Origin of the sequence: Streptomyces sp. NPDC056987, assembly GCF_042673865.1 — a bacterium.
Lineage (GTDB): Bacteria > Actinomycetota > Actinomycetes > Streptomycetales > Streptomycetaceae > Streptomyces.
In genome coordinates, this window is the sequence record NZ_JBHURV010000025.1 from 129,287 (window position 1) to 155,404 (window position 26,118).

22 protein-coding genes and 1 pseudogene are annotated in these 26,118 nt (G+C 72.7%); 12 read left to right on the plus strand and 11 right to left on the minus strand.

The window, feature by feature from the left end; genetic code table 11:
* Nucleotides 1-60: 60 nt before the first annotated feature.
* The 6 genes from cseC to ACFTZC_RS26595 all read right to left on the minus strand — a co-directional run bounded on the left by cseC (nt 61) and on the right by ACFTZC_RS26595 (nt 5,558).
* Nucleotides 61-1,386, minus strand: coding sequence for a two-component system sensor histidine kinase CseC (gene cseC, locus ACFTZC_RS26570; protein ID WP_382893822.1), 1,326 nt, complete (start codon nt 1,384-1,386; stop codon nt 61-63).
* On the minus strand, nt 1,383-2,087 hold the full coding sequence (cseB, locus tag ACFTZC_RS26575; RefSeq protein WP_382893824.1) for a two-component system response regulator CseB: 705 nt from the start codon (nt 2,085-2,087) through the stop codon (nt 1,383-1,385). Before cseB ends, cseC begins: the two co-directional genes overlap by 4 nt.
* A 119-nt stretch (nt 2,088-2,206) precedes the next feature.
* Complete coding sequence (locus tag ACFTZC_RS26580; RefSeq protein WP_382893826.1) at nt 2,207-2,926, minus strand: hypothetical protein; 720 nt, start codon at nt 2,924-2,926, stop codon at nt 2,207-2,209.
* Entirely contained in the window at nt 2,914-3,519 is a 606-nt protein-coding gene (locus ACFTZC_RS26585) for a SigE family RNA polymerase sigma factor (RefSeq protein WP_382893828.1), read from the minus strand. Before ACFTZC_RS26585 ends, ACFTZC_RS26580 begins: the two co-directional genes overlap by 13 nt.
* Nucleotides 3,520-3,722: 203 nt before the next feature.
* Nucleotides 3,723-4,697 (minus strand): A/G-specific adenine glycosylase, encoded by a 975-nt coding sequence (locus ACFTZC_RS26590; protein WP_382893830.1) that lies wholly within the window; start codon nt 4,695-4,697, stop codon nt 3,723-3,725.
* Between the two features lie 204 nt (nt 4,698-4,901).
* The gene (locus ACFTZC_RS26595) at nt 4,902-5,558 is read right to left on the minus strand and encodes a phosphatase PAP2 family protein (RefSeq protein ID WP_382893832.1); all 657 of its coding nucleotides are present in this window, start codon (nt 5,556-5,558) and stop codon (nt 4,902-4,904) included.
* A gap of 169 nt (nt 5,559-5,727) precedes the next feature.
* On the opposite strand from ACFTZC_RS26595, the gene ACFTZC_RS26600 reads away from it, so the two are divergent.
* Entirely contained in the window at nt 5,728-6,624 is an 897-nt protein-coding gene (locus tag ACFTZC_RS26600) for a hypothetical protein (protein WP_382893834.1), read from the plus strand.
* Between the two features lie 153 nt (nt 6,625-6,777).
* On the opposite strand, the gene disA is transcribed toward ACFTZC_RS26600, so the two are convergent.
* Entirely contained in the window at nt 6,778-7,902 is a 1,125-nt protein-coding gene (gene disA, locus ACFTZC_RS26605; RefSeq protein ID WP_382893836.1) for a DNA integrity scanning diadenylate cyclase DisA, read from the minus strand.
* A gap of 44 nt (nt 7,903-7,946) precedes the next feature.
* Nucleotides 7,947-9,353, minus strand: coding sequence for a DNA repair protein RadA (radA, locus tag ACFTZC_RS26610; protein WP_382893838.1), 1,407 nt, complete (start codon nt 9,351-9,353; stop codon nt 7,947-7,949).
* A gap of 243 nt (nt 9,354-9,596) precedes the next feature.
* Between radA and ACFTZC_RS26615 the strand changes: the two genes are divergently transcribed.
* On the plus strand, nt 9,597-11,519 hold the full coding sequence (locus tag ACFTZC_RS26615) for a hypothetical protein (protein ID WP_382893868.1): 1,923 nt from the start codon (nt 9,597-9,599) through the stop codon (nt 11,517-11,519).
* Nucleotides 11,520-11,534: 15 nt separating this feature from the next.
* On the opposite strand, the gene ACFTZC_RS26620 is transcribed toward ACFTZC_RS26615, so the two are convergent.
* A complete protein-coding gene (locus ACFTZC_RS26620; RefSeq protein WP_382893840.1) occupies nt 11,535-12,359 on the minus strand; it encodes a hypothetical protein in 825 nt (274 codons plus the stop codon).
* 39 nt (nt 12,360-12,398) lie between these two features.
* Between ACFTZC_RS26620 and ACFTZC_RS26625 the strand changes: the two genes are divergently transcribed.
* The 4 genes and pseudogenes from ACFTZC_RS26625 to ilvD all read left to right on the plus strand — a co-directional run bounded on the left by ACFTZC_RS26625 (nt 12,399) and on the right by ilvD (nt 17,083).
* On the plus strand, nt 12,399-13,328 hold the full coding sequence (locus ACFTZC_RS26625; RefSeq protein ID WP_382893842.1) for a Ppx/GppA family phosphatase: 930 nt from the start codon (nt 12,399-12,401) through the stop codon (nt 13,326-13,328).
* A gap of 97 nt (nt 13,329-13,425) precedes the next feature.
* A pseudogene (locus ACFTZC_RS26630) lies at nt 13,426-14,250 on the plus strand (sugar phosphate isomerase/epimerase family protein); the annotation flags it as partial.
* 176 nt (nt 14,251-14,426) lie between these two features.
* Nucleotides 14,427-15,044 (plus strand): TetR family transcriptional regulator, encoded by a 618-nt coding sequence (locus ACFTZC_RS26635; RefSeq protein ID WP_382893844.1) that lies wholly within the window; start codon nt 14,427-14,429, stop codon nt 15,042-15,044.
* Nucleotides 15,045-15,232: 188 nt separating this feature from the next.
* Nucleotides 15,233-17,083, plus strand: a complete 1,851-nt coding sequence (gene ilvD, locus ACFTZC_RS26640) for a dihydroxy-acid dehydratase (RefSeq protein ID WP_382893845.1) — start codon at nt 15,233-15,235, stop codon at nt 17,081-17,083.
* A 60-nt stretch (nt 17,084-17,143) separates the two neighbouring features.
* On the opposite strand, the gene ACFTZC_RS26645 is transcribed toward ilvD, so the two are convergent.
* Nucleotides 17,144-19,588 (minus strand): protein kinase, encoded by a 2,445-nt coding sequence (locus ACFTZC_RS26645; RefSeq protein ID WP_382893847.1) that lies wholly within the window; start codon nt 19,586-19,588, stop codon nt 17,144-17,146.
* A 125-nt stretch (nt 19,589-19,713) separates the two neighbouring features.
* On the opposite strand from ACFTZC_RS26645, the gene ACFTZC_RS26650 reads away from it, so the two are divergent.
* From ACFTZC_RS26650 to proC, 6 genes are all read left to right on the plus strand, one after another.
* On the plus strand, nt 19,714-20,085 hold the full coding sequence (locus tag ACFTZC_RS26650) for a hypothetical protein (protein ID WP_382893849.1): 372 nt from the start codon (nt 19,714-19,716) through the stop codon (nt 20,083-20,085).
* Between the two features lie 67 nt (nt 20,086-20,152).
* On the plus strand, nt 20,153-20,770 hold the full coding sequence (locus ACFTZC_RS26655) for a hypothetical protein (protein ID WP_382893851.1): 618 nt from the start codon (nt 20,153-20,155) through the stop codon (nt 20,768-20,770).
* Between the two features lie 48 nt (nt 20,771-20,818).
* The gene (locus ACFTZC_RS26660; protein WP_382893852.1) at nt 20,819-21,640 is read left to right on the plus strand and encodes a class I SAM-dependent methyltransferase; all 822 of its coding nucleotides are present in this window, start codon (nt 20,819-20,821) and stop codon (nt 21,638-21,640) included.
* A gap of 89 nt (nt 21,641-21,729) precedes the next feature.
* A complete protein-coding gene (locus ACFTZC_RS26665; RefSeq protein WP_382893870.1) occupies nt 21,730-22,497 on the plus strand; it encodes an ABC transporter ATP-binding protein in 768 nt (255 codons plus the stop codon).
* Entirely contained in the window at nt 22,494-23,387 is an 894-nt protein-coding gene (locus ACFTZC_RS26670; protein ID WP_382893854.1) for an ABC transporter permease, read from the plus strand. Before ACFTZC_RS26665 ends, ACFTZC_RS26670 begins: the two co-directional genes overlap by 4 nt.
* A 115-nt stretch (nt 23,388-23,502) precedes the next feature.
* Nucleotides 23,503-24,312, plus strand: a complete 810-nt coding sequence (gene proC / locus ACFTZC_RS26675; protein WP_382893856.1) for a pyrroline-5-carboxylate reductase — start codon at nt 23,503-23,505, stop codon at nt 24,310-24,312.
* Nucleotides 24,313-24,329: 17 nt separating this feature from the next.
* On the opposite strand, the gene trpS is transcribed toward proC, so the two are convergent.
* A complete protein-coding gene (gene trpS, locus ACFTZC_RS26680; protein WP_382893858.1) occupies nt 24,330-25,358 on the minus strand; it encodes a tryptophan--tRNA ligase in 1,029 nt (342 codons plus the stop codon).
* Nucleotides 25,359-26,118: the final 760 nt, after the last annotated feature.

The window sequence follows — 26,118 nt, forward strand, 5'->3', positions numbered from 1 at the left end:
GCGGGGCGGGGCCGGAGGCGGCTCCGGGGCGTGACCGTACGGACCGGACAGTGGTCCTGGCTAGTCGTCCGGCTGGTTGAGCAGCATCGGGAAGCTGCCCGTGTTCGTCGGGGCGTGCTCCGGGAGCCAGAGGACCGCGATCGCGCCGGTGACGTGGAGACCATCCCGCTCGACCATCCCCTCGGGGGTCGCGTTACGGAACGTGAGACGGGCGCCCAGCACGCGGGCCTGGCCGGCCGCGATGGTCAGGCCCAGGCCGTGCCCGTACCCCGCGCGGTCCGTGGCGCCCGTACGGAAGCGGCTGGGACCCTCGCGGAGCAGCTCCTCGGGGAAGCCGGGGCCGTGGTCCCGTACGCGTACGACCCGCCCCTCCACGGTGACCTCGACCGGTGTCCCGCCGTGCTTGGCGGCGTTGGCCAGCAGATTGCCCAGGATGCGCTCCAGCCGCCGCGGGTCGGTGTTGACCCGCGAGTCGTGGACCACCTGGACCGTGATGTCGGGGTTCAGGACGGCCACCCGCCGCACGATGAACTCGCCGAGGGCTATCTCCTGGAGTTCGGCCCGCTCCGACGCGCTGTCGAGCCGCGCCACCTCCAGGACGTCCTCGACCAGGGTCCGCATGGCCTGGGCCCGGTCGCGTACCAGCTCCGTGGGGCGGCCGGGCGGCAGCAGCTCCGCCGCCGTGAGCAGCCCCGTCACCGGGGTGCGCAGCTCATGGGCGATGTCCGCGGTCACCCGGCGCTCGGCCTCGATCCGCTCGTTCAGCGCGTCCGTGAGCGCGTCCACCGCGCGGGCCAGCTCGTCCGTCTCGTCGCGTACGACACCGCCCACGGCCTCGCCGACCCGTTCGTCCGTGTTGCCCTGCGCGACCCGGCCCGCCGCCGCCGCGGCCTTGCGCAGCCGCCGCGAGAGCTGGCCGCCGACCAGGACCCCGAGGGCGCAGCCGCCGAAGACCACCGAGACCGAGCCGATGATCAGTGACCGGTCCAGGTCCTTCATGATCGTGGTGGAGCGGTCGGCGAACTGGCTGTGCAGCGAGAGCACGGTGCCGTTGCCGAGCGGGACGGCCGCCCAGACATCGGGCACCCCGTTCGGCCCGTCCTGCACAAAGGTCGCGCGCCGCCCCTGCTTCATCTTCCCTTCCAGGGAGTGCGGCAGGTTCGGGTCGTCGACCTTCGTGCCGAACTTCGCCTCCTTGGTGCTGTCGTACATCCGCTGCGCGAACAGCAGCCGCTCCAGCTGGACTTCGCGCGCGTTGTCGAGCATCGAGACCCGGGCCGAGTTGTGCACGACCAGGCTCAGGGCGACCGCGACGAGCGCGCTGACCCCCGCGATCGCGATGCTGATCTTCCACCGGACGCCGGTGCGCAGGGCGAGGCGCTTCATGCCTTGAGCTTGTAGCCGAAGCCGCGGACGGTGTCGATACGGTCCTGGCCGATCTTGGTGCGCAGCCGCTGGACATGGACGTCCACGACGCGGGTGTCACCGCCCCAGCCGTAGTCCCAGACCCGCTCCAGGAGCTTGTCGCGGGAGAGGACCGTGCCGGGCGCGGCCGAGAACTCCAGGAGGAGCCGCATCTCCGTCGGGGTCAGTGCCACCCGCTTCCCGCCGCGGCGCACCTCCATGCCCTCCGTGTCGACCTCCAGGTCGCCGAAGGAGAGCACGCCCTGCTCGTCGGGCCCGTCCCGGCCGTCCGGCTCCCCGGCCGGGCGGGACGCGTGGCCGAAGCGGCGCAGCACGGCGCGGATCCGGGCGACGAGCACGGCGCCGTCGAAGGGCTTGGTCACGTAGTCGTCGGCGCCCGCCTCCAGGCCCAGCACCACGTCGATCGAGTCGGCGCGCGCCGACAGCATGATCACGGGCACGGTGGACTCGTCACGGATCCGCCGGCACAGGCTCACGCCGTCCAGGCCCGGCACCATCACATCGAGCAGCGCGATGTCGGGCCGGTCGGCGCGGAACGCGTCCAGGCCGGAGAGTCCGTCCGGCATGGCGGTGACCACGAAGCCGTCGCGCTCCAGCGCGAGTTGGGTGGCTTCGCGGATGACGTCGTCGTCCTCGACGAACAGGACATGGGTCTCTGCCATCCTGCGGCTCTCAGTTCTCGGTGTTCTCGGTGTTCTCGGTCGTCGGTCGTGGTCTCACGTGGGGCTTCGCCGTCGGCGTGTGTCCTGCCTGACAGGCGGTGTCTGCCCGGCGGCGCGGGTCAGTCTCCGTCGGCCACCGTGGGCGCGGGCTTCGGGCCGTTGTCGCCGCCGTTGCCCACCGCCCGGTTGAAGTCGTTGCGTACGCGGTACCGCTCGGTGAACCTGCCGTCGCTCCACCTGTAGGTGACCACGTCCTCGCCCGAGGGGTACGTCACGGGGTCGCCCTTCCCGTACACCTGCTGGGTGACGACCAGTTCGCCGCGGTCGATCGTGGAGTACACCGCGGGCTCCTCGGCCGTGAAGACATTCTCGTACGCGCGGTTCTTCTCGCGGTAGACGAACGTCCCGATGCCGACGGCGTCGCCGCACGTCATCACGTTGACCACCAGGTCGGGCGCGGCGCCGCCGGTGAGGTTCCCGTACGACGTGTCCACCGGGTACGTGTCCTCGGCGCACGGTTTGAGGTCGGCCTTGATCCGCCGGCTGACCTTGGGGTCCGTCCTGAGCAGCGCCACCGCGTCGACGGTCGTCGCGGGCGTCACCACCGAGGCCTTGGGCGTGGGGGCGCCCCGCTCGACCGGCGCGGTCACGGCCGCGCCCTCGTCGCGGGTCCCCGTACCGCCCGTCGAACAGCCGGCCGCGAGCAGCCCGAGCGCGGCGAGTCCGGCCAGCCCGGCCAGGACCGTACCCCCCGTCAGGGAGGCCGTACCTCCCGATGCCGGGGAACCCCGCCCCACCGATTTCCCGCCCGACCGGTCGGGGCCTCTCAGGCCGCGCACCTCTCCCGCCCCCGTTCCTGACGGCCACCCCGGCCGCCCCGTGCGTCACGACGGACCACCACCGGCTTCTCCGGCGCGTGGACATCCCGTTCCCGGCTCTGGGCCGCGCGGCTCTCCAGCTCCTCACGGAGCCGGGCCAGCGCGCGGTGGAGCGTGCTCTTCACGGTACCCGCCGACATACCGAGCGCCGCGGCGGTCTCCTCCGTACTCATCTGCTCCCAGTGTCGCAGCACGACGACGCTGCGCTGCTTGGGCGCCAGCACCCCGAGGATGTCCATCAGCAGCGCCCGGTCGGCCCGCTGCTCACTGCCGTCCTCGACGCTCGCGTCGGGCAGCTGCTCGGTGGGGACCTCTTCGAGCTTGCGGGCGCGCCACCACTCCGTACGGGTGTTGATCATGACGCGGCGGAGATAGGCGTCGGCGAGGGACTTGTCGGCGATGCCGTCCCAGCGGCCGTACGTACGGGCCAGCGCGGTCTGGAGGAGGTCCTGCGCGTCGACGGGATCGGGCACGAGACGACGGGCGCTCCGCAGGAGTGCCTCCTGCCGGGTACGCACGTACTCCTCGAATCCGAGCACCTCACCCTGCGCCATGCCAATCGCCTCCGACCCCGTGACCATCCGCGCCGTCCCCGACGGCGCCTCCCTGACGTCACAGAAACTACGGAGCTGTTGTCACGGGGCTGTGCGGGACAGCCGTCGGTGGACGCACGGCTGTCCATCGGTTGTGTAACGGCGATCCGGCGGGCGCCCTGTCCTTCCCGGTCCCGAGGCCTGGTCCGGGGGCCCGGTCCCGGTCAGCCCTGCGGCAGCCGGTACAGGGCGTTCTCCAGGGGTTCGACCAGCCCGTCCGCGACCAGTCCGTCCAGCGCCCGCGCCCGCTGCACCGGCTCGTCCCACACCGCGTCCAGCGTGGCCTGCGGTACGGGTGTGACGGCCTCCCGCAGGACGGCGAGGAGCTTGCCGCGCACCTGGCGGTCCGTGCCCGCGTACGTCTGGCCGCGCCGCGGCGGCCCGTCGTGGGCGGGCTTCCCGGCGAGCTGCCAGGCGCAGCGCGCGGCGATCGGGCAGCGCGCGCACCCTTCGTTCTTCGCCGTGCAGATCAACGCGCCCAGCTCCATGGAGGACGCCGCCCAGGCCGCGGCCGTCGCCGCGTCCTCGGGGAGCAGCGCCCGCGCGAGCTTCCGCTCGGCGGCGGTGGTCGCGTTCGGCGGGTACTGGACGCCGTTCACGGCGCGGGCCAGGACGCGGCGCACGTTCGTGTCGAGCACGGCGTGCCGCTGTCCGTACGCGAACGACGCGACCGCGGCGGCCGTGTACTCGCCGATCCCGGGGAGCGAGAGCAACTGCGCGTGCTCGCGGGGTACGTCACCGCCGTGCCGCTCCGTTATCGCCTGCGCGGCGCCGTGCAGGCGCAGCGCGCGGCGCGGATAGCCGAGCCGGCCCCAGGCGCGTACGGCCTCGCCGGGCGCCTCGGCGGCCAGGTCGGCGGGGCGCGGCCAGCGGGCGAGCCACTGCTCGTACACCGGGAGGACCCGGCTCACGGGGGTCTGCTGAAGCATGAACTCGCTGACCATCACACCCCAGGCGCCCGCCTCGGGGCGGCGCCAAGGCAGATCGCGGGCGTGCGTCTCGAACCACGCGATGACGGGGGTGTGCAGGGCGGAGTGGGAGGACTGGAGCGACGGGGTCGACCGAGACGACGGAGCTGACGGGGTCGACGGGGTCGACGGTGGGGTCGGGGGCGTCGAGTGCGCGGAGGTAGCAGTCATGGCAGCACCGATCCTGACATGTGCAGGAGCGCGGACGGTGCAGCAGGCGGGCGCACGCCGGAGTACGCCGGACAGCACCACGCGCCCGGGTCAGCGCTGCGCGCCCGGGGCGGTGCCATGTGTCCGGGTCCGGGTCCGGCGTGCCCCAGGGGTACGCCCTTCCGTCCGGGCTTCAATTCCGTCCGTGCTCGGCTCCGTCCGTGGTCAGTTCCGTCCGGCGCTGTGGCGTCCGCGCGCCACCACCGGCTCGGCCTCGCCCGGTCCCGGGCCCGCCAGCCAGAGCACCGCCCCCGAATTCGAGGAACGCATCGTCTCGACCAGTCGTTGCAGGGGACGGGCCGCGAGCAGGATGAAGAGCGGGGCCACGACGCCGCCCACCACCAGGCCGACCGCCACGTCGTGCGGGTAGTGGACGCCGACGAAGACCCGGGAGAACGCCATGAGCAGCGCCATCGGCACCGTCAGATAGGCGAGTACGGGGCGTGCGACGACGAGGGCGATCGCCGCAGCCCCGGCGATCGTCGCGTGGTTGCTGGGGAAGGACCAGTCGCCCACGGGCGGGCACGGTATGAGGGAGACGGATCCCGTGACGGTCCGGCAGGGGCGGTCCTCCTGGATCACCGACTTGGACAGTTCACTGCAGACATAGGCGAAGGCGGTCCCGAGCGGGGCGAGCACCGCGACCGCCACGGCACGTGAGCCGGACGGTCTGGCCTGCCACCAGACCATGACGAAGAGGGCGCCGAACAAGAGGAGTCCGGCTTCCGTCCATAGCTCCGCCAGGGACTGGAACCAGGAAGGGGTCGTATGCGCGAAGTCGAGGACATCGCTGTAGAGGCCGCTGGTTGCGCTGCTGTTCATGGGGAGAACGTACCGATGCCACCGGGAGTTCCCCCAACCGCTACCTGAATACGCATCAGTCGAAGAAAGCGGCCCAGCTCGCGCCTCCGGGATGATGATCCGGAAAACTTGCGCGCATGAGCGGCATGTGGGGCGGGAGTTGGCCCGGATCTCTCGTACAGTTTGCGCCGTGGGATCTTTGCGCAATCCGGTCGGGCCGCTTCCCTCCACCATCTACTGGCGTCGGAGGGCAGTAGCGGCGACGCTGATCGCGCTGCTCGCTCTGCTGGTCGTATGGGTCGTCACCTCCGGTGGGGGTGGCAGCAAGAAGACAGATGGCAAGGGCGACGGCGCCAACCCCGTCACGTCCATCACCCCGGGCCCCTCCGGTTCCGGCCCCGCCATCAGCGAACAGCCGGGCGGCCGCGATGAATCGAGCGGTTCCGGCGACGGTGGCGCTGACGGTGACGGCGACCAGGGCGGTACGGACGCGGGTGCCGACGGCGGCAAGAACGGCGACACCGGCGCCCCGGGCTCCGGCGGCGACAGCGGCGGCGCCGGCTCGGGCGGCGGCAACGACGCGTCGGACGGCGGCGGTTCCGCCGGCTCGTCGGGCGGGGGCGCGGGCTCCGGCGGGGGCGGCACCACCACCTCCGGCCGGCAGGTGCCCGCGGGCTCCGCGCTGCCGGACTGCGTGCCCGGCTCCCTGACGCTGACCCTCTCCACGACGAAGGTCGGGTACGGCCCGGGCGAGAAGCCCGTGTTCCGGCTGGTCGCCAAGAACACCTCCGAGACGACGTGCAAGGCGGACTTCGGGCCGAAGGCCGTGGTGCTCACGGTGACGGACTCCGACGACGAGCAGGTGTGGTCCTCCGAGGACTGCCCCCAGGCCGGCCGCGCGTTCTTCCAGGTCCCGGCGGGCGACACCGTCACCCGCACCGTCGAGTGGGACCGCAAGCGCAGCGCGGCCCGGTGCGCCACCCCGCCCGCCGCCCCGGTCGGCCCCGGAACGTATCTGGTGGAGGCGGCGGCCCCGGGAGCGACGGTGAAGCAGGGGCAGCAGTCGATCCGCCTGGAGAAGGACTGACCCCGGAGCCGGACCGCGCCGCGGTCGGACCATCAGGGCCGACGGGCGTACGCGGCCTGACCGACCAGGCGTAACCGCGGTCAGGCCTACCGCCGTCAGGCGTACCCAAGTTGGCGTACCGCCGTCAGACGTACCCAACCTGGCGTACCGCCGTCAGACGTACCGCTCCAGGATCGACGACTCCGCGAGCCGCGACAGGCCCTCGCGGACGCTCCGCGCGCGGGCCTCGCCGACGCCGTCCACCGTCTGGAGGTCGTCCACGCTCGCCGCCAGCAGCTTCTGCAGCCCGCCGAAGTGCTCGACCAGCCGCTCGATGATGGCCCCGGGGAGCCGCGGCACCTTCGCCAGCAGGCGGTAACCGCGCGGCGAGACCGCCGAGTCGAGCGTCTCCGGAGAGCCGCTGTAGCCCAGCGCCCGCGCCACGATGGGCAGTTCGAGAAGCTCCGGGTGGGTGAGCGCGTCCAGCTCGACCAGGGCCTCGTCGACCGTACGGGCCCGCTTCGCGGTCGGCTCGGGGACGTAGTCGCGGGCCACCAGATCCCGCTCCGGCTCCACGCCCGCGATCAACTCGTCCAGCTGGAGCGAGAGAAGCCGGCCGTCGGTGCCCAGCTCGACCACGTACTCGGCGATCTCCGTGGCGATCCGGCGCACCATCTCCAGCCGCTGCGCCACCGCCGTCACGTCCCGGACCGTCACCAGGTCCTCGATCTCCAGGGCGGAGAGCGTGCCCGCGACCTCGTCCAGGCGGAGCTTGTACCGCTCCAGCGTCGCCAGCGCCTGGTTCGCCCGCGAAAGGATCGCCGCCGACTCCTCCAGGACCCGGCGCTCCCCGTTGACGTACAGCGCGATCAGCCGCATCGACTGCGACACGGAGACGACCGGGAAGCCGCACTGCTTGGAGACCCGGTCCGCCGTGCGGTGCCGGGTGCCCGTCTCCTCGGTGGGGATCGAGGACTCGGGGACGAGCTGCACGCCCGCGCGGAGGATCTTCGTGATGTCCTTGTCGAGGATGAGCGCGCCGTCGAGCTTGCACAGCTCGCGCAGCCGCGTCGCGGTGAACTCCACGTCCAGCACGAAGCCGCCCGTACACATCGACTCGACGGTCCTGTCCATGCCCAGGACGATGAGACCGCCGGTGTTACCGCGCAGGATGCGCTCCAGCCCGTCGCGCAGCGCCGTTCCCGGCGCGACAGCGCTCAGGGAGGCGCGCATCAGCGCTTCGTTGCCGGAGCCCGCGCCGGACTTTCCGGGTGCTGATGCCCGGTCGTTGGCTGCCACTGCACTCCTCCGGCTCGTACGGATGGGCGAGACCAGGGCAAAGTCTACCGGCGAGCGTTGTCGTCCCGTGGGGCGTCCGCCCGACCTCGGCGCGGCAGCACCCTCAGAGCGTCCCCCATGTCGCCCACTTCCGTGACCTTCATCCCGGCCGGGACCTTGCCCGGATCGGTCGGCACGAGCGCCTGTGTGAAGCCCAGACGGTGTGCCTCGGCCAGTCTGCGCTGGACGCCCGTGACCCGTCTGACCTCGCCCGCGAGACCTACCTCGCCGATCGCGACCAGATTCTTCGGCAGGGGGGTGTCGCTCGCCGCCGACGCCAGCGCGAGGGCCACCGCCAGGTCCGCGGCGGGCTCCGTCAGCTTCACGCCGCCCACCGTCGCGCTGTAGATGTCGCGCTTGCCGAGCGCGCTGATCCGGCCGCGCTGCTCCAGCACGGCCAGCATCATCGAGACCCGGGAGGTCTCCAGGCCCGAGGTGGTGCGCCGGGGCGAGGGGATCTGCGAGTCGACCGTGAGCGCCTGCACCTCGGCGACGAGCGGCCTGCGCCCTTCGAGGGTGACCGTGAGACACGTACCCGGTACGGGCTCGTCGCGCCGGGTCAGGAAGAGGCCCGACGGGTCGGCGAGGCCGGTGATCCCCTCGTCGTGCAGCTCGAAGCAGCCGACCTCGTCCGTCGCGCCGTACCGGTTCTTCACGCCGCGGACCAGGCGCAGCCGCGCGTGCCGGTCGCCCTCGAAGGAGAGCACGACGTCCACGAGGTGTTCCAGCAGCCGGGGGCCCGCGATCGCGCCGTCCTTCGTCACGTGCCCGACCAGCAGCGTCGCCATGTCGCGCTCCTTCGACGCCCGGATGAGCGCCCCCGCGACCTCCCTGACCTGCGCCATCCCGCCCGGCGCCCCGTCGATCTCGGGGGACGCGACGGTCTGTACGGAGTCCATGATCAGCAGGGACGGCTTGACCGCGTCGAGATGGCCGAGGACGGCGGAGAGGTCCGTCTCGGCGGCGAGGTAGAGATGGTCGCTGATCGCGTTGATCCGGTCGGCGCGCAGCCGGACCTGGCTGGTGGACTCCTCGCCGGTCACATAGAGCGTCCGGTGCGCGTCACTGGCCGCCTTCGCCGCGACGTCCAGCAGCAGGGTGGACTTCCCGACGCCCGGCTCGCCCGCGACCAGCACCACGGCCCCGGGCACCAGCCCGCCGCCGAGCACCCGGTCCAGCTCGGGCACACCGGTCGAGCGCGCCGTCGCCGTACGGATGTCGACCTGGCCGATCGGGAGCGCGGCCGTGGAGACCCGGCCCGCCGCCGTCGTCCGCACCGCGGGCGCGCCGTACTCCTCGACCGTGCCCCACGCCTGGCATTCGGGGCAGCGGCCGAGCCACTTGGCGGTCGTCCAGCCGCACTCGGTGCAGCGGAAGGACGGCCGGTCCTTGGATTTCGTACGGGCAGCCATGGCGTCACCGTATAGGGACCCGCCGACACCCGGGGCCCGGCCTCCGGGGCGGTGCCGCGGCCGTCGTGCGACCCGGACAGTGCGCGGGCGAAGTAAGTCGTACAAGGGAGGGCTCTGTACCACTTCCGACTCATCGAAACACGACAACCGTGTCCCCCTTCGAGGGATAGCTTCACCCGTAAGGATTAAATGTGCTCAAGGGGTGTGAAGGGTGCGGGCGACCGTGTCTACCGTCGCCAGGTGATGAGCAGCAGCCCCGAAACCTCCGCGGACACCACCGGCGCACACACCGGCGCAGAGCGTGCGCTCCGTCGGGCGCCCCGCGCGGTGGCGCAGCGCCCTCCGGCGCGGTACGAGCCGTATCTGGACGGCCTGTTCACCTACTGCCTCTCCGTGCTCTGCGACCACGACGCCGCCACCGAGGTGCTCGGCGACGTCCTGGCCATCTCCGAGCGCCAGTACGGCCGCTGCCCCTCCGGCGCCGGGGAGCGCAGGGCCTGGCTCTACGCCCTCGCCCGCTGGGCCTGCCTGCGCAAGCTCACCGCAGAGCGCCGCACCCCCGCACACGCTCCCGCGCGGCCCCCTGCACAGGCCCCCCTGCCGGCTCCCGCGGTCGCGCCGGAGACCGCCGAGCGCCGGCGGCGCGAACTGGCCCTGCTGGCCTGGCCCGAGGCCGCCGGTACGACGCCCGAGCAGCGCGAGGTCCTGGAGTTGGCGGTACGCCACGGGCTCGGCCCGGACGATGTCGCCGCCGTGCTCTCCAAGGAGCCCGCCGCGACCCGGGAGCTGCTCGCCTCCGCCGCCTGCGAGGTCGAGCGGACCCGCGCCGCGCTCGCCGTCGTGGACACCGGCGGCTGCCCCTCCGTCGCCCGGCTCACCGGCGACCACCATGTGCTGCTCTCCGCCGCGCTCCGCCGCGAACTGGTCCGCCACGTCGACGACTGCCCGCGCTGCCGCCGCGCCGCGGAGCGCGCCGAGGCGGCGGGCCCCTGGCCCGGCTCGCGCACGACGCCGCCCTTCCCGGCGGGCCCGTCCGGCGCGGGGGAGGCGCCGTCCCCGCTGCCACTCGTCGAGGCGCCGCGCGGCGCCGCCTACACCGCCATGATCCAGACGCCGCGCGCCCGCGCCACCGCCCCGCGCTTCGGCCGTAACGGCTTCCCCATGGACCCCAAGGACCGCGCCGCCCGCCGCGACCGGCTGCGGGCGCGGGCCGTGACGACCACCGTCGTGGCGACCGTCGTCGCCGCGCCCGTCCTCGCCCTCTGGGCGGCGTACCGCGGGGCGCCGGGGACCGGCGAGGGCCGCGACGGCGCCTCCGTCACCGCGGCCGAGACCGCGGGCCCGCCCGTCCTGGGCGGCCATCCCCCGAACGGCACCGACGGCACCGACGGCATCTACGACCACCCGCACGACGCCCCCTATGAGCGCCACGAGCGCTACGAGCATTACGCGAACGCGGGCAGCGCCCAGGACCGGCCCGGCGCCCGCTTCCCCGGGGGCGGCCGCGCGCCCGGTGTCCCGGTCGAGATCGTCGGCGACGGTACGGGCGCGCCGCCGCCCGGTGAGCGCCGCCCCGGCCCCGGCCCGCTCACCGTCGAGGCGCGGCCCGCCGGTGCCGCCACCCTGATCACGCTGCGGGCCACCGGCGGCGAGCGCGTCGCCTGGACGGCCGGGACGCGGGCCCCCTGGCTCACGCTGAGCCGCCACTACGGCACGCTCGCGCCCGGCGAGTCCGTCACCGTCCGCGTCTCCGTGGACCACGGGCGCGAACCGGCGGGCCCGTGGAGCGCCCGGGTCGCGCTCTACCCGGCGGGCGCCGCCGTACGGATCCACGGGTACGGGGCCAGGCCCGCGCGCCCCGGACACCCGGGCCGCCCCGGGCCCGGCGGGCCGACCTGGGCCGGTCCCGCGACCCCGGGCCCCGCGACCCCGGGCCCCGCGAGCCCTTCCGGCGCGGGGAGCCCTTCCGGCCCCGGCAGCCCCTCGGCCTCCTCGCACCCGGGCCCCGGCGGTCCGACCAGTGGCAGCGGATCCTCTGCCCCGGGGCCGGGGCCGGGCGGTCCGACGCAGCCGCCCCCCGACCCGGACCCGCCCGATCCGCGCCCCACCGGCAGCTCCGATGCGAGTCCCGCCGCCACTCCCAGCGCCGGTCCCGAACCCCGCTGACCGGCGTCGGCCGGGTCAGCTCCGCGGCGGGTCCGCCGGGTGCGGTGCCAGCAGCGGAAGCTCGCTCGCCAGGCGCCGCTCGCAGAGCTCCACCAGCCGGTCGTACCCCTCCTTGCCCATCAGCTCCGTCAACTCGGGCCCGTACGTCTTGTACACCGGCTCACCCGCGCCGTGCGCCGAGGTCGCCGACGTGCACCACCAGTGCAGATCGTGACCGCCCGACCCCCAGCCGCGGCGGTCGTACTCCCCGATCGACACCTGGAGGACACGCGTGTCGTCGGGCCGGTCGATCCAGTCGTACGTACGCCGTACCGGCAGCTGCCAGCAGACGTCCGGTTTCGTCTCCAGCGGCTCGCGGCCCTCGCGCAGCGCCAGGATGTGCAGCGAGCACCCCGCGCCCGCCGCGAAGCCGGGCCGGTTCTGGAAGATGCAGGACCCCTCCCAGCGCCGCGTCTGGCGCTCCCCGTCGTCGTCGGTCTGCGTCCAGCCCGTGGCCGTCCCCTCCTCGTGGAACTGCCACAGCTCGGGCGTGAGGCGCGCCACATGCTCCGCGACCCGCGCCTCGTCGTCCTCGTCCGAGAAGTGCGCGCCCAGCGTGCAGCAGCCGTCGTCGGCGCGGCCCGCCTGGATGCCCTGGCAGCCGCTGCCGAAGACGCAGTTCCACCGTGACGTGAGCCATGTCAGATCGCAGCGGAACACCTGCTCGTCGTCGGCCGGGTCCGGGAACTCGACCCAGGCACGGGCGAAGTCCAGGCCCTTCTCGTCGGGCACGGCCCGGTTCTCGTCGGGGTTCTTCGGGCCTTTGGCTTTGCCCGGCTTCGTCTTTTTCGTCTTCGGCACATGCCCAGCGTATGCGGGGATCGCAGTAGCGTTCCGCTCATGAGACTCGGAGTCCTGGACGTCGGTTCCAACACCGTGCACCTGCTGGCGGTCGACGCCCACCGTGGTGCCCGCCCGCTGCCGGCACATTCGCACAAGGCGGAGCTGCGCCTCGCCGAACTGCTCGACCCCGACGGAGCCATCGGCCCCGACGGCGTCGACCGTCTCGTGGCGACGATCGCGGACGCCCTCCAGGCGGCCGAGGACAAGGGCTGCGAGGACGTCCTCCCCTTCGCCACCTCCGCCGTACGGGAGGCCACCAACGCCGACCAGGTCCTCGCCCGCGTGAGGAGCGAGACCGGGGTCGATCTGGAGGTCCTCACCGGCGAGCAGGAGGCCCGGCTGACCTTCCTCGCCGCCCGCCGCTGGTTCGGCTGGTCGGCGGGGAAGCTCCTCGTCCTGGACATCGGCGGCGGCTCGCTGGAGATCGCGTACGGGATCGACGAGGAGCCGGACGCGGCCGTCTCCCTCCCCCTGGGCGCGGGCCGGCTCACGGCGGGCTGGCTGCCCGGTGACCCGCCCGACCCGATCGACGTGAAGGCGCTGCGCCGCCACGTACGGGCGCAGATCGCCCGTACGGTCGGGGAGTTCGCCCGGTTCGGCAGCCCGGACCACGTGGTGGCCACGTCCAAGACCTTCAAACAGCTCGCCCGGCTGGCGGGCGCGGCCCGGTCCGGCGAGGGGCTGTACGTGCAGCGCGAGCTGAGCCGCACCGCCCTGGAGGAGTGGGTGCCGACCCTCGCCACGATGAGCGCCGTCCAGCGGGCCGGGCTCCCCGGGGTCTCCGAGGGCAGGTCGGCCCAGCTGCTGGCGGGCGCGCTGGTCGCGGAGGGCGCGATGGACCTGTTCGGGGTCGAGACGCTGGAGGTCTGCCCGTGGGCGCTGCGCGAGGGCGTGATCCTGCGGAGGCTCGACCAGCTCGCGCCGTGACCGTACGGGTGGGGACCGGGCGCTGAGCGGCGCCCGGACGCGGTCGACCGTACGGCCGGGCCGACGACCGCCCCGCCGGGGCCCGTACGCTGTCCTCGTGGCAGATCCAGTGGTGCGCATCCCGGATACGAAGGTCGCGCTGTCGACGGCCTCGGTCTATCCGGAGTCCACGGCGACGGCCTTCGAGATCGCCGCCCGCCTCGGTTACGACGGCGTCGAGGTCATGGTCTGGACGGATCCCGTCAGCCAGGACATCGAGGCGCTGCGCCGGCTCTCCGACTACCACGGCGTCCCGGTGCTCGCCGTCCACGCGCCCTGTCTGCTGATCACCCAGCGCGTCTGGTCGACGGACCCGTGGGTGAAGCTCCAGCGGGCGCGGGCGGCGGCCGAGAGCCTCGGCGCCTCCACGGTGGTCGTGCACCCGCCGTTCCGGTGGCAGCGCCAGTACGCGCGCGACTTCGTCTCCGGTATCTGGCGGATGGCGGACGAGACGGACGTCCGGTTCGCCGTCGAGAACATGTACCCGTGGCGCTACCGCGACCGCGAGATGCCCGCGTACGCGCCCGGCTGGGACGTCACCCAGGACGACTACCGGCACTTCACCCTCGATCTCTCGCACACCGCGACCTCCCGCAGCGACGCCGTGGCGATGGCGGGCCTCATCGGTGACCGGCTGGGCCATGTCCACCTCGCGGACGGCAACGGCTCGGCGAAGGACGAGCACCTGGTGCCGGGGCGCGGTACGCAGCCGTGCGCCGAGCTGCTGGAGGGGCTCGCGGGCAGCGGCTTCGACGGCCATGTCGTGATCGAGGTCAACACCCGGCGCGCGATGTCGGCGGCGGAGCGGGAGGCGGACCTCGCGGAGGCGCTGGCCTTCGCGCGGCTGCACCTCGCGTCGCGCCCCGCCTCCGCGGCCCCGTCTCCTCCCACCGCAACCGCTTCCTCTGCCTCTGCCACGCGGTCCCAGGGCGCGGCGGGGGGCGCGGCGGCCGACGCGGGCGCGCCGGCCGGCCGGGGGCCCCGTACGCCTCGTACGTCCCGCACGTCCCGCACGTCCCGCTCCACCGGCACCTCGGACGCCTCCGGAGCGCGCCCCTCATGACCACCGGCGCCACCCCCCGCCGCCGGGGCCGCCCCGCCCGCAAGGACGCGGAGTCCGGTCCCAGCGCCCGGCAGAAGATCCTTGAGACCGCCCGCGCGGAGTTCGCGGCGCGCGGCTACGACAAGACGTCCGTCCGCGGCATCGCCAAGGCGGCCGGCGTCGACCCCGCGCTCGTCCACCACTACTTCGGCACGAAGGACGAGGTCTTCGCGTCCGCCGTCGAGATCTCCTTCGAACCCGCACTGACGGTGCCCGCCAAGGTGGTCGCCGGAGACCCCGGCACGATCGGGGAACGGCTCGCCCGCCAGTTCTTCGCCGTCTGGGAGAACCCGGCGACCCGGACCCCGCTGCTGGCCGTCATCCGTTCCGCGCTCACGCACGACGCCGCGGCGGCGGTGCTGCGTACGTTCGTGCTGCGCCGGCTGCTCGGCCAGGTCGCGGAGCGGCTCGACGTACCGGATCCCGAGTTCCGCGCGGAGCTCTGCGCCTCCCACATGGTCGGGATCGCGCTCCTGCGGTACGTGATCAGGGCGGAGCCGCTGGCGTCGGTGGACATGGAGCAGATCATCACCATGGTCGCGCCCACGCTCCAGCGCTACCTCACCGAGGCGTGACCCTGCCGCACCGAGGCGTGACCCTGCCACCAGGTTCCGGGCCACCAGCCGCACCGGTTGCCCGAAAGGTGAACAGGCGTCCCGTATCTCGGACGGCATGTCCAGATCTTGGATCCGGGGCGTACGCTCGAAGAAGTCATTTCTGCCGAAGGACTCGGCCGAAGGATCTGCTGAAGGAGCGAGAGACGATGCCCGAGCTGAGGTCCCGCACTGTCACCCACGGACGCAACATGGCGGGCGCACGCGCCCTGATGCGGGCCTCGGGCGTAGCGAGCGAGGACATCGGCAAGCCGATCATCGCGGTGGCCAACTCCTTCACCGAGTTCGTGCCCGGGCACACCCACCTCGCGCCGGTCGGCCGGATCGTCTCGGAGGCCATCAAGGCCGCGGGCGCGGTGCCCCGCGAGTTCAACACGATCGCCGTGGACGACGGCATCGCGATGGGCCACGGCGGCATGCTCTACTCCCTGCCGTCCCGCGACCTGATCGCCGACTCCGTCGAGTACATGGTCGAGGCGCACTGCGCGGACGCGCTGATCTGCATCTCCAACTGCGACAAGATCACCCCGGGCATGCTGATGGCCGCGATGCGCCTCAACATCCCGACGGTCTTCGTCTCCGGCGGCCCGATGGAGGCCGGCCGGGCGACGCTCGTGGACGGTACGGTCCGGAAGCTCGACCTGATCAACGCGATCTCCGACGCGGTGAACGAGAACGTCTCGGACGAGGACATCCTCCGTATCGAGGAGAACGCCTGTCCGACCTGCGGTTCCTGCTCCGGCATGTTCACCGCCAACTCGATGAACTGCCTGACCGAGGCCATGGGTCTCTCCCTCCCCGGCAACGGCTCCGTGCTCGCCACGCACACCGCGCGCAAGGCGCTCTACGAGAACGCGGGCCGCACGGTCGTCGAGATCACCAGGCGCCACTACGAGCAGGACGACGCGTCGGTCCTGCCGCGCGCCATCGCCACCCGCGCGGCCTTCGACAACGCCATGGCGCTCGACATCGCCATGGGCGGCTCCACCAACACGATCCTGCACCTGCTCGCCGCCGCCCAGGAGGCCGAGCTGGACTACGACCTCAGTGACATCGACGCCGTCTCGCGTCGTGTCCCCTGCCTCGCCAAGGTCGCGCCGAACGTCGCCCCGGGTGGCACGTACTACATGGAGGACGTCCACCGGGCCGGTGGCATCCCCGCCATCCTCGGCGAGCTGTACCGCGGCGGTCTGCTCAACGAGGACGTCCACACCGTCCACGCCCCCGGCATCAAGGAGTGGCTGCAGACCTGGGACGTGCGCGGCGGCTCGCCCTCCGAGGAGGCCGTCGAGCTGTGGCACGCGGCCCCCGGCTGCGTCCGCTCCGCCGAGGCGTTCTCGCAGTCCGAGCGGTGGGACACACTCGACACGGACGCCGCGGGCGGCTGCATCCGCGATGTCGCCCACGCCTACTCCAAGGACGGCGGACTGGCGGTCCTCAAGGGCAACCTGGCCGTCGACGGCTGCGTGGTGAAGACCGCGGGTGTCGACGAGTCGATCTGGACCTTCGAGGGCCCGGCCGTCGTCTGCGAGTCGCAGGAGGACGCCGTCGAGAAGATCCTCCGCAAGGAGATCACCGAGGGCGATGTGATCGTCATCCGGTACGAGGGACCGCGCGGCGGCCCGGGCATGCAGGAGATGCTGTACCCCACGTCGTACCTGAAGGGCCGCGGCCTCGGTAAGGCCTGCGCGCTGATCACCGACGGCCGCTTCTCCGGCGGCACGTCGGGGCTCTCGATCGGCCACGCCTCGCCGGAGGCGGCCTCGGGCGGCACGATCGCGCTGGTGAACGACGGCGACCGGATCCGGATCGACATCCCGAACCGCTCGATCGAGCTGCTGGTCGGCGACGCGGAACTCGCGGCGCGCCGCGAGGCGTTGAACGGTGTGTACGCGCCGGCCGGCCGCGAGCGCAAGGTCTCGGTGGCACTGCGCGCGTACGCGGCGATGGCGACGAGCGCGGACAAGGGCGCGGTCCGGGACATCTCGCGCCTCGGCTGACTCCCTTACGCCCTCACACCACACCCCGTGCCCCGGCCCTCACGACGGAGGGCCGGGGTGTCACCAGGACGCGGGGTCCCGGCCGGCGACGGCGAAGACGGACCCGTCGGGCGCGCTCCCGAAGACCGTCGTCCCGTCGGAGCCGGGGGCGAGGACGGGCGCGGGCAGCGTGGGGACGAGCGTGTCGGGCCCCGCGGCCATCCGCGGCTTCGTCTGCCCCAGCAGCACCCCGCGCCGCGCGTCCACGGCGAGCAGCCGGCCGTCGCCCGCGCTCAGATAGACCCGCTCCTCGGTGGCGGCGGGGCGTGAGGCGCGCGTCACCGAGGTCTCCAGCCGCCAGCGCACACCGCCGGCCTTCGCCCCTGAGTCCTTCGCGCCCGAGTCCTTCGTCCCCGAGCCCTTCGCGCCCGCAGCTTCCGCGCCCGTGTCGACGGCGAGCAGCGACCCCGAGTAGCCGATGACGTACACGGTGTCGCCCATGACGGCCGCCTGGGCCTGGTCGACGGGTGCGCCCAGCGGCACCCGCCGTTCCGTACGGCTCGACGCGTCCAGCCGTACGACCGCCTCCGTGAAGCCGTCGACATCGTTCGCGAGCAGGAAGAGCGCGTCGTCCGAGGCGCCCACCGGGGACAGCCCGCCCGTCAGCCGCTCCTCCCAGCGCACCACGCCGGTGGCCGGGTCGATCGCACGCACCTCGGTCGCCGAGCCGTCCCCGGAGGGCGTCGCGGCGAACAGCGTGCCGTCGGTGCCGCCCGCCGCCGTCCAGACCGTGCCGGTGCCGCCGAGCCCCTTCGTCCAGCGCTCGTCGCCGGTCGCGCCGTCCAGGGACCGTACCCGCCCGTCGTACGAGACGAGGAGGACCGAGCCACCGCTGTGCCGGACCGTGGCGTACGAGGAGACGTCGACGCCCCAGCGCTCGGCGCCCGAGACCGGGTCGAGCGCGGCCAGCCGCTTCTTACCGCCCGCGCCGTGCGCGACGACGTGCAGCAGCCCGCCGGAGAGGACCGGCGCGGCGTCGGCCTCCGACTCGGCGTCCGCCGCCTCGGCTCCCTTCGCGCCCTTCACTCCCGTGGCGCCCTTCACGGACCAGGCGGTGCGGCCGTCGAGGGGGTCGAGCCGGGTGGTCGTGCCACCGGGGCCGACGCAGTAGACGGCCGCGGTGTCGGCCGCGCAGACGGGCACCTGGTCGGAACCGTCGGCCGGCGTCGTCTCCCACGGCGTGAACGTCCGGGATGGCCTCGCGTCCGTCGTGGCGGGGGCGCCGTCCCCCATCGCCCGTACGCCGAAGAATCCCGCACAGGCCACGGCCACCAGCGCCACCGCGCCCGCCACCGTGCGCACGCGGCGCGGTGACCGCGCGGGGGACGACGACGGCGCCGGCGACGGAGACGGAGAAGGAGAAGGAGCGCGAGAAGAAGGAGAAGGAGAGGGTTCCGGCGACCGGACGGCCTCGGAGCCCCGCGCGTGATTGGTCGGTACGGAGCCCGGACCGGAGCCGGCGCCGCCGCCCGCGCCAGGACGCGCGCCCGAGCCCTGCCCGGAGCCGGCGCCCGGCCCCGCGCTCTCGACGGGATCCGGCCCGCGCTGCGCCGGTACGAGCGCACTCGCCCCGTACGGCCCGCGCAGGTCGTACGCGGTGGACGGCAGCACACCATCCGGCGCAGACCCGTCCGGCGTCGACCGCGACGTACGCAGCGCGCCCATCACCTCGTCCGGCGTCGGCCGGTCGGCCGGGTCCTTCGCGAGACACCCGCTGATCACCGGAACGATCCGCTCTGGTACGCCCGTCAGATCCGGCTCGTCGTGCACCACCTGATAGGCCACGATGTACGGGCTGTCCGAGTCGAAGGGACCACGCCCGGTCGCCGCGTGCACCAGGACCGCGCCCATCGCGAACACATCGGCGGCGGGACCGACTTCGCGCGGTCGCTGGAACTGCTCCGGCGCCATGAACGGCGGCGTGCCGATCAGCTTGCCCGTCTCCGTCCGCAGATCGCTGTCGGCCGGGCGCGAGATGCCGAAGTCGATGACCTTGGGCCCGTCCGACGCCAACAGGACATTGCTGGGCTTCAGATCACGGTGCACGACCCCGGCGCGGTGGATGTCCCGCAGCCCCTCGGCGAGCCCCGCCCCGAGCCGGAACAACTCCTCGGTGCCCAGCGGCCCGTTCCGCTTCACCCGCTCGGAGAGCGTGGGCCCGTCGATGAACAGGGTCGCCATCCACGGCCGTACGGCCTCCGGATCGGCGTCCACGACAGGCGCGGTGAACGCCCCGCTCACCCGCCGCGCCGCGGCGACCTCCTGCTGGAAGCGCGCCCTGAACTCCGGGTCCGAGGCGTGGTTGGCATGGATGACCTTGACGGCGAGCCGCAGCCCCGAGGCGGAGGTGGCGAGATGGACCTCGCCCATGCCGCCGGAGCCCAGGGCTGATTCGAGCAGATACCGCCCGGCGTACTCCGGACGCTCCGCTTCCGGGGCCGACCCGGTGTTGCGCAGTGGTGGCATCGCCCACCCCCGTGTATTCGTGCGCAAGCGCGACGCACGGAGCCTAGTCGATGGTGCGTGCTATCCAGCCATGGGTTGCTAGCCTGCGCGGCGCAGAGCACACACCGTCAATGGGGGAGGACCGCATGGCAGTCGAAGAGGTTGACAACACCGTCAGATCCGGGGGAGAAACCGCGACAACCACGACAGAAGCAGCTACGGCCACGGCCACGGCTACATCCACGGCCGCGGAAGTGGGGACCCTGGCGGCCAAGCGCTACGCGGTCCACCCGGACTACCGGGTGAACGTCCGCAGCGGCCCGGGCACCAACTACCAGCTCGTCAGGGTGCTCCAGTACGGCGCGACCGTGCCGATCAACTGCCAGAAGCCGGGGGAGCGGATCACGGGCCCGTACGGCACGACGAACCTCTGGGACAACATCGCCAACGGCGAGTTCATCTCGGACGCGTACGTCTACACGGGAAGCAGCGGCTACGTCGCTCCCCGCTGCGGCTGAGCCCCCGCCGCGCCTCAGCCCTCGCTCCGCCTGAACCCCCGCTCCAGGCGCCGGGGATAATCGCCCCGTGAGCGAGCACCCCGAGCACTCCCAGCCCCCCGCCGACGCCACCGCGACCGCGTCCGCCGCCTCCACCAGGAACGTACGGGGCGGACGTGGCCGCGGCGGCCCGGAGCCCGAGGCCATCGTGTTCTTCGGGACGACCTGGCTCGCCCGCGGCGCCGGGTACGTCGCCCGCCGCGTCGCGGTCGCCCTCGGCTCCCTCACCACCGCGGTCGCCGCCTGCTTCGTCCTCCGCTTCGCCTACGAGGGCCTGGAGATCGCGAAGGTGGGCTCCTTCGTCGGCCTGCTCCTCGTCGTGATGCTCGCGGTGTGCAGCGCCATCGCCTTCCGCAGAACTTGGGACGGCTTCACCCGCCGCCCGGCCGACCTCGCCCACGAGGAGTCGCTGCGCAGCGTCAAGGCGATCGGCTTCATGGGCTCGCTGATCGCCTACTTCCTGCGCTCCCTGGCCGAGGCCCCGGGCGAGGGGCTGCGCCGCAAGGAGTACGAAACGGCCCTGGCGCAGTACGAACGCCGCCGCACCGCCCGCGCCGGCAACCCGGCGGCCCGAGCCGCGGCCAAGAAGAAAGGCAACGACAGGAACAAAGGCGGGAACAAGGGCGGGAACCCCCAGCGCGCGTGACCCGACCGCATCTGGCCCGTTCCCCGTCCCGGGCACCACGATGGGGACATGACTCCCCAGACGCCTCCCGCCGGCAGCTCCGCGAACAGCTCCGCCGATAGCCCTACTGCCACTTCCCCCGGTCCGAACGCGCGCGCCTTCTCCTTCGACGCCGTCGCCGACCAGTACGACGAGGCGCGCCCGGGCTACCCGCCGGCCCTCTTCGACACGGTCGAGGAACTGACCGGCCGCCCGCTCCGGGGCTCCCGCGTCTTCGACATCGGCGCCGGCACCGGTATCGCCACCCGCCTGCTGCGCGCACGGGGGGCCCGGGTCACCGCGGTGGAACCGGGCCCCGGCATGGCGGCGCGGCTGCACCGTACCCAGCCGGACGTCCCCCTCATCCGCGGCCTCGGCGACGCCCTGCCCCTCGCCGACGGCTGCGCCGACCTGATCACGTACGCCCAGGCCTGGCACTGGACCGACCCGGCCCGCTCCCTGCCCGAAGCGCTGCGCGTGCTCAGGCCCGGCGGCGCGCTCGCCCTGTGGTGGAACGTCGCGGACGCCGGGGTCCCCTGGATCGCCGGCCAGGACGAACGGATCCACCGCTGGGCCGACGACGGCGCCCACGGCGCGCACAGCCTCCCCGGCCAGGGCGGAGACCTGCCGGCGGAGCTGCGCCCTGCCGAGCGACGGGTGACGTGGACCCGCCGCGTCCCGCTCGACACCCACCTCGCCCACCTCGGCAGCCACTCGATCTTCCGGATGCGCGGCGAAGCGGCCACGGCCGCCTTCCTGGCGGCCGAGCGCGCGCGGCTGCTCACCCTCTTCCCCGACGGGAGCGTCGAGGAGGCGTACGTGGTGGAGCTGACCCTCATCCGCCGCCCCTGACGTCGATCCGCGCCCCGGAAGAGACGCGTCCCCCATCCCCCGTGCGGCGCTTGACGAGTCCGTCCACCGGGGCCATTATTCATCACATGATGAATTTGCCTGCGGCCGCTGCTGTGCACGCCCGCGGCCTCACCGTCCACCGAGGCGACCGCGCCGTCCTGCGCGGTATCGACTTCTCCGTACCGCCCGGCCGGATCACCGGACTCCTCGGTCCCTCCGGCTGCGGCAAATCCACCCTGATGCGCGCCGTCGTCGGCACCCAGGCCCAGGTCACCGGCGTCCTCGACGTCCTCGGCCGCCCCGCGGGCGACCCCGCGCTGCGCGCCCGTATCGGCTACGTCACCCAGGCGCCCTCCGTCTACGACGACCTGACGGTCCGCCAGAACCTCGACTACTTCGCCGCAGTCCTCGACCCCGGCCGTGCCCGCCGTACCGCCCGCAGAGAGGCCGTCGACCGCGCCATCACCGACGTCGACCTCGCCTCCCACACCGGTTCGCTGGCCGGACGGCTCTCCGGCGGCCAGCGCAGCCGGGTCTCCCTCGCCGTCGCCCTGCTCGGCGCGCCGGAACTCCTCGTCCTCGACGAGCCCACCGTCGGCCTCGACCCCGTACTCCGCCGCGACCTGTGGGCCCTCTTCCACCGCATCGCCGCCGACCGCGCCGCGACGATCCTCGTCTCCTCCCACGTGATGGACGAGGCCGAACGCTGCCACCAGCTCCTCCTCATGCGGGAGGGAGAGATCCTCGCCCAGGACACGCCCGAAGCCCTGCGCACCCGTACGCACACGGAGACCGTCGAAGCGGCCTTCCTCCACCTGGTCGACGAGGCCAACGCACTCCAGGGGACCCCCCGATGACGACCGCCGACTCCAGCACCAGCGACCCCACAGCCAATGGCACCGACACGGACACCGGCACTGAGACCGGGACCAGGACCAGGACCGGCACTGAGACCGGGACCGGGGCCGGGACCAGGCCCCAGCTCGCCCCGGCGCCCCGCCCCCGCCCGTTCTCCGCCGCCCGCACCCTGGCCACCGCCGCCCGCGTACTGCGCCAGCTCCGCCACGACCCGCGCTCGATCGGGCTGATGATCATCGTCCCGTGCGCGATGCTCCTCCTGCTCCGCTACGTCTTCGACGGCAGCCCGCGCACCTTCGACTCCATCGGCGCCTCGCTGCTCGGCATCTTCCCGCTGATCACGATGTTCCTGGTCACCTCCATCGCCACCCTGCGCGAACGCACCTCGGGCACCCTCGAACGCCTCCTCGCCATGCCCCTGGGCAAGAGCGACCTGATCGCCGGCTACGCCCTCGCCTTCGGGCTCATCGCCGTCGTCCAGTCCGTGCTCGCCACCGGCCTCGCCGTATGGGCCCTCGGCCTGGAGGTCGTCGGCTCCGCCTGGCTGCTCCTCCTGGTCGCGCTCCTCGACGCCCTGCTCGGCACGGCGCTCGGCCTCTTCGTCTCGGCCTTCGCCTCCTCCGAGTTCCAGGCCGTTCAGTTCATGCCCGCGGTGATCTTTCCGCAGCTCCTGCTCTGCGGACTCTTCGCGCCCCGGTCCGCCATGCACCCCGTCCTGGAGGCCATCTCCAACGCGCTGCCCATGTCGTACGCCGTCGACGGCATGAACCAGGTCCTGCGCCACCCCGACATCACGGGCGACTTCGTCCGCGACGCCGTGATCGTCGCGGGGTGCGCCGTCCTCGTCCTCGGCCTGGGAGCCGCCACCCTCCGCCGCCGTACGGCCTGACCACGCGGCGGAGACCGGCTCGGGCGACCGCCCCTCGGACACCGCACGCACGCCGACCGCCTCCGGTGCGACGATGGGGAGAAAGCCCACCCCTTACGGCGAGGTGACTCCGCACATGACCCAGACCGTCGCAGTCCTCGGCACCGGAAAGATCGGCGAGGCCCTGCTCAGCGGCATGATCCGGGCCGGCTGGCGAGCGGGCGACCTGCTGGTCACCACGCGCCGCGCGGACCGGGCGGCGGAGCTCCGCGACCGGTACGGCGTCGAGCCCGCCACCAACGCCGACGCCGCCAAGCGCGCCGACATCCTCATCCTGGCGGTCAAGCCCCAGGACATGGGCACGCTCCTCGACGAACTCGCCCCCCACCTCACCGCCGACCGGCTGATCATCAGCGCCGCCGCCGGTATCCCCACGGCTTTCATCGAGGAACGTCTCGCCCCCGGCACACCCGTCGTACGCGTCATGCCCAACACCCCCGTCCTGGTCGACGAGGGCATGTCCGTCATCTCGGGCGGCAGCCACGCGCTCCCGGCCCATCTCACCCACGCCGAGGAGATCTTCGGCGGCGTCGGCAAGACGCTGCGCGTCCCCGAGTCCCAGCAGGACGCCTGCACGGCCCTCTCCGGCTCCGGCCCGGCGTACTTCTACTACCTGGTCGAGGCCATGACCGACGCGGGCATCCTCCTGGGCCTGCCCCGCGCCCAGGCCCACGACCTGATCGTCCAGGCCGCCATCGGCGCCGCCGTCATGCTGCGGGACAGCGGCGAGCACCCCGTGAAGCTCCGCGAGGCCGTGACCTCCCCGGCCGGAACCACCATCAGCGCCATCCGGGAGCTGGAGAACCACGGGGTACGCGCCGCCCTCATCGCGGCGCTGGAAGCCGCCCGCGACCGCAGCCGCGCCCTGGCCTCGGGCAACGGCTGAGGCAGGGAACCCCAGGCTCAGTCGGCGGGCAGCAGGCCCACCGCCCGGTACGCGGCGTCGACCACGGGCCGGGCGATGCTCCTGGCCCGCGCGGCTCCCTCCTTCAGTACGACGTCCACCTGGCCGAAGTCCGCGGCCAGCACCGCGTGCCGTTCCTGCACCGGCCGCAGCAGCTCGATCACGGCGTCGGCGGTGGCCCGCTTCAACTCCCCGTACGACGTGAACGTCTCGGCCAGCGCCGCCGGATCCGCGGGCTTCTCCCCGCCGGTGGCGCCACCCGGGTCCCCGCACCCGGCCAGGATCTCCAGCAGATTGGCCACACCCGGTTTCGTCTCCGGGTCGTACTCGACCTCCTGGCCGCTGTCCGTCACCGCACGCATGATCTTCTTCCGCACCACATCGGCGTCGTCCAGCAGATAGATGATCCCGGCGGTCGACTCATGGGACTTTCCCATCTTCGACGTCGGCTCCTGAAGATCCATGACCCGCGCGGCCACGGCCGGACGGGTGGCCTTCGGCACGGAGAAGGTGCGCCCGTACCGCTGGTTGAACCGGGTGGCGATATCCCGCGTCAGCTCCACATGCTGAGCCTGGTCGTCACCGACCGGTACCTCGTCCGTGGGATAGGCGAGGATGTCCGCCGCCATCAGCACCGGATACGACAGCAGGGAGAACCGCACACTCTCCCCGGAGGCTAGGGCCCGCACGCTCTTCTCCTTGTACTGGATCATGCGCCGCAGCTCCCCGTCGGTGGCCGTGCACTCCAGCAGATAGGAGAGCCGCGTGTGTTCGTCCACATGGCTCTGGACGAACAGGGTGCACAGGGCGGGATCCAGCCCGGCCGCGAGCAGCAGCGTCGCGGCCTGACGACTGAGCCGGCGCACGCGAGCCGGATCGTGTTCGACGGTCAGTGCGTGCAGATCCACGACGCTGAACAGCGCGTCGGCCCGGTGCTGATCGACCTCGACCCACCGGCGTACGGCCCCGAGGTAGTTGCCCAGCGTCAGGGGCCCGGTCGGCTTGACCCCGCTGAAGATCCGCGTCATCTCTGATTCACCCTCTCGGTAGGAGCAGCCACTCCTCGCGGCCGGTCCCCGAGCTGGGAAAATGCGAACGGCCGCCGAAGCGGCGGCCGTTGAACGCATACGTGTGAGGCGGCCGCCGTCAGGCGGCCCACCACTGAAGGACGCACGCATGCGTTGTCATGCCCCGCAGACTACCGGCCCAACCCCTCAAGTTGACACGCCCCACACAGGAACGTAGTGTTCTCCGAGCTGTCCGACGTGAGCAACGGCCCTGTGCCGGTCCCCGGACAGTCATTCCGCAGGACCTACGACGAGTGAGCGACTCCGTGTCGCATTGCTTTGCGTACGCCTATGCGAAATGAGGAATCGACGCTCGAACCGAACGTCGGCACCGAAGCCCCGATTAGCGTCGGAGCCCAGGATTCCGCTAAAGTCTCACTCGTCGGAACGGCCGCAGGGCCGGGAGGACAAGCCCCACTGACTGGGAATCAGGCCCGAAAGGATCTGATAGAGTCGGAACCGCCGGAAAGGGAAACGCGAAAGCGAAGAACTGGAAAGCGAACCCCGCTCCGACGGGGAATCGGACACGAAAGAGTCTGATAGAGTCGGAAACGCAAGAACGAAGTACAGAACAAAATGAAACACCGAAGGGAAGCGCCCGGAGGAAAACCCCAGACACGGTCTGCGGGTGAGTACGAAGGAAGCGTCCGTTCCTTGAGAACTCAACAGCGTGCCAAAAGTCAACGCCAGATATGTTGATACCCCGACCTCCCGGAATGTT